Annotated in this window: 3 protein-coding genes; all 3 read left to right on the plus strand. The window is 45.1% G+C overall.

All coding sequences use genetic code 11. The features are described 5' to 3' along the window. Positions 1-1,079 (plus strand): lipid II flippase MurJ (locus WA010_RS12190; RefSeq protein ID WP_422557388.1); only part of this gene is annotated, 1,079 nt, incomplete at its 5' end. A gap of 15 nt (positions 1,080-1,094) precedes the next feature. Next, on the plus strand, positions 1,095-2,492 hold the full coding sequence (gene cysS, locus WA010_RS12195) for a cysteine--tRNA ligase (protein ID WP_422557389.1): 1,398 nt from the start codon (positions 1,095-1,097) through the stop codon (positions 2,490-2,492). After that, complete coding sequence (locus WA010_RS12200) at positions 2,489-4,204, plus strand: ABC transporter ATP-binding protein (RefSeq protein ID WP_422557390.1); 1,716 nt, start codon at positions 2,489-2,491, stop codon at positions 4,202-4,204. Before cysS ends, WA010_RS12200 begins: the two co-directional genes overlap by 4 nt. Positions 4,205-4,332: the final 128 nt, after the last annotated feature.

Genomic DNA, 4,332 nt, shown 5'->3' on the forward strand with positions numbered 1-4,332 from the left:
GGGGGCATGATCTCATCTCCCAAACGGCACCGCTAACCGCTATCAATTTTTGGTATTTAGACCTCATCTTTATCGTCACCTTTTTAGGGGCTTTACTCCAACACAAAGAGCATTTTTTCACCACCGCTTTTTCGACCGTATGGCTCAATATCGCGATGATCGCCGCTCTGATCCTCTTTACCAACTCCGACCCACAAACGATTGTGTATGCCCTGAGTTTCTCTATCCTCATCGGAGGGGTGCTTCAAGTCGCTACCCACCTCTACGCTATCCGCCAACAAGGGCTGATGAAAATCCTCGTCGGAGGGTGGAAATATCGTAAAATCAAAGATGTCAAAGAAGAGGAATCGAAATTTAAATCACTCTTTCTCCCCTCGGTTGTCGGGAACTCCACGGCGCAAATCGCCTCGTTTATCGATACCTCGCTCGCCTCATTTTTGGCGGCGGGGTCGGTGTCGTATCTCTTTTACGCCAACCGTATTTTTCAGCTCCCTTTCGCGATCATCGCACTGGCGATTACCACTGCCCTCTTCCCCACGATTGCCAAAGCGATCAACAACGGGAACGATGAACTCGCCTATAAAAATCTCTTTAAATCGTTTTGGCTCCTTAGCGCACTTTTAGGGGTATCCGTACTCGGGGGGATTTTACTCGCGGAACCGATCATTTGGCTGTTATTTGAGCGGGGGGCATTTGATTTAGAAGATACCCTCAATACCGCTAGAGTACTGCAAATGTATATGGTGGGGCTAATCCCTTTTGGGTTGGCGAAACTCTTTTCGATGTACCTCTATGCCCAGCACAAACACCTCAAAGCGGCGAAGATCGCCGTTATCTCCCTCGTTATCAATCTGATTTTCTCGGTTATTTTGATGCAAAGCATGGGGGCGGCAGGTTTGGCATTGGCGGGAAGTATTGGTGGTGCGGTGCAGTTTATCCTCACCATCCAAGCGGTAGGATGGAAGATCTTTTTTGATCTCCTCAGAAGCCGTTTTAGCCTCTACTTTATCTTAGGAACTCTCGGTTTCGGAGTAGTTTTTTATAGTTTAAACACCTTTTTGATACAATTGATACGATAATTTAGCAGGAAACCCATGACTATATACGACAGCGTCCAAAAAACAAAACTACCATTTATCCCCCTCCAAGAGGGGAAAGTATCCCTCTACGTCTGCGGCCCGACGGTCTATGATGATGCCCATTTGGGACATGCCAAGAGTGCCTTGGTGTTTGATCTGCTCCGCCGTGTACTCGAAGCGGAGGGGTATGATGTTCTCTTTGCCCGTAACATCACCGATATCGACGATAAAATCATCAACAAAGCACGTGAGTTAGGGATCAGCACTAGCGAGATCGCAGAGCGCTACACGGCTGCGTACACCCGTGATATGGAGGCCATCGGAGTCCAAAAGCCGACATTAGAGCCTAAAGCGACCGAATCGATCGATGCGATGAGCGAGATGATCCAACACCTCCTCGATAACAAACACGCGTATACTATCAGTAACGGCGATATCTATTTCGATACCCAAAGCGATAAAAGCTACCTCTCCCTCTCCAACCGTCAAAGTATGGAGAACGTCAGCCGTGTCGAGAGAGTTTCCGAAAAACGCAATGAAGCCGATTTCGCCCTTTGGAAAGCGGTGCATGATGAGGGGGTAGCATTTGATTCGCCGTTTGGTCGCGGTCGTCCGGGGTGGCATTTGGAGTGTTCGGCTATGATCGAGCGATATGTGAGTCCCCATGTCGGCGAATACGCCATCGACATCCACGGCGGCGGTGCCGACCTCCTCTTTCCCCACCACGAAAACGAAGCGGCGCAAACCCGCTGTGCAACAAATCACGAGTTAGCTAAATACTGGATGCACAACGGATTTGTGACCATCGACGGTGAAAAGATGTCGAAGAGTCTGGGAAACAGTTTTTTCCTCAAAGACGCTCTCAAAAGCTATGACGGCGAAGTGCTCCGTTTTTATCTCCTCAGTACCCATTATCGGGGAGATTTTAACTTTAACGAAGAGGATTTGATCGCCTCAAAAAAACGGCTCGATAAACTCTATCGTCTCAAAAAACGGCTCTTTGGACTCACTGCCGAGCTTATCGATACCGCATTCAAAAAGAATCTTCTAGAAGCGTTAGGGGATGATCTCAACGTCTCACGCGCCTATGCCCTCATCGATGAACTCATCTCGCAAGCCAACGAAGCTCTCGATACCAACCCAAAAGATAAAGCTTACCGCCAAATTCTCCTCTCATCCCTAGCAACCATTGAGACGGTATTGGGATTCGGAGGGCAAAATCCTTTTGAATACTTCCAATTTGGTTTAGATGAAGCATCGAAAGCAAAAATTGATGCGTTGATCGTCCAGCGTACCGAAGCCAAAAAAGCCAAAGATTTTGCTGCTTCCGATGCACTCCGCGATGAACTTACAACATTGGGAGTTTCAATCATGGATACTACCAATGGAACTTTTTGGGAGATACGAGATTGAAATTCAGCGAAATTTATAAACGGTACTGGCCTTATATAAAAGGGTATAAATTTCAATATATGATGGTTCTTATCGGTATATTACTTACCGTTACTGCTACCGCAGGAACAGCGCATATCATGCAACCGTTGATGGATAATATGTTTATCAAAAAAGAAGCAAATATGCTCTACATTATTCCTTCTTTACTACTAGGAATTTATATCATAAAATCCATCGGTAGATACCTTCAAGCAGTTTATAACACGTATATCGGAATGCATATTGTTTCTCGTTTACGCGAAAATCTACTGGATAAAATCGTCCATATGGATATGCAGTTTCTTTATACTAACCGTAGCGGTGAACTCATTTCTCGAATTACCAATGATATTGCCCGTATCCAATATTTTGTCTCTACAATGATGCCTGAACTAATTCGTGAAAGCCTCACCGTTATTACACTCATCGGCTATGTTATCTATCTCAACGCCACACTCGCTTTTTGGGCACTATTTGTGATGCCAGTGATCATCTTTCCCTTACTTAAAATTACCCGTCGGCTCAAACGACTTTCCCACCGTTCTCAAGAAAAAAATGCCGATTTGATGACCCGTTTGACCGAAGTATTTAATAACAGTGAAATCATCAAAGCCAATGCAACCGAAAAATATGAAGTAACACAATTCCGAGATGAAAATGATCACTTTTTTAAACTCAATATGAAAACAACCTATACGAGTGAATTGGTTTCTCCCCTGATGGAGATCATAGCAGCTGTCGGTTTGGCTGCCGTTATCTTTGTTGGTGGACAACAAGTTTATTCTGGTGCAATGAGTGTTGGGGAATTCACCGCATTTTTGACCGCTGTGGGACTCGTATTTCAACCTCTTCGCCGTGTCAGTGCTATTTACAGTAAAATTCAAGACGCTCAAGCCGCCAGCGAACGGGTATTTCAGATTTTTGACATCGAAAATGAGGTCAAAGACGGTACTCTATTCCTCAATACACCTGTCCAATCGATCGAATTTGATCATGTTTCCCTCAAATTCGGTGAAAAACTCGCCCTACAAAATATTTACCTAACCATCAACGTAGGACAAACAGTTGCGCTAGTAGGACAAAGCGGTGGGGGTAAAAGCTCATTAGTCAACCTACTGCTACGCTTTTATGATCCATCAGAAGGCACCGTTACCCTAAATAATCATAACCTAAAATCCTATACTCAAAACTCTCTACGAAGCCAAATTGCCGCCGTATCGCAGAGGGTTTACATCCTCCAAGACACATTAGCCGCCAATGTCGCCTACGGAAGTGAGATCGATGAAGAGAGAGTAAAAGAGGCTCTGCAAAAAGCGGATGCACTGGAATTTGCTTCTGCTTTACCGGAGGGAATCTATACGCTAATGCAAGAGTTCGGTGCGAACCTCTCAGGTGGTCAACGCCAACGTATCGCTATTGCCCGTGCCATCTATAAACATGCATCACTCCTCATATTGGATGAAGCGACCAGTGCATTGGATAACGAAAGTGAAAAACGGATACAAGGTGCTTTAAATGCTTATGCTCAAGATAAAATAACCCTCATCATCGCCCATCGCCTTAGTACGATTGAACATGCCGATCTGATTTTGTATTTCGAAGAGGGGAGTATTATCGCTCGCGGAACCCACCGTGAGCTTCTCGAAACCTCTGAAAACTACCGCCGTCTTGCAGGAAAACTGGGAGAATAATCCCCTATTAATCCTTTTTTGAGTATAATCGCGTCACTTTATTCTTTGATCGAGGCGGGCTTGTATGTTTGATTATGAATCTCTAAAACCATGGCTATTTAAACTTCAGCCTGAAAGTGCTCATACCC

Source organism: Sulfuricurvum sp. (assembly GCF_049305995.1).
In the GTDB taxonomy this organism is placed as follows: Bacteria; Campylobacterota; Campylobacteria; order Campylobacterales; family Sulfurimonadaceae; genus Sulfuricurvum.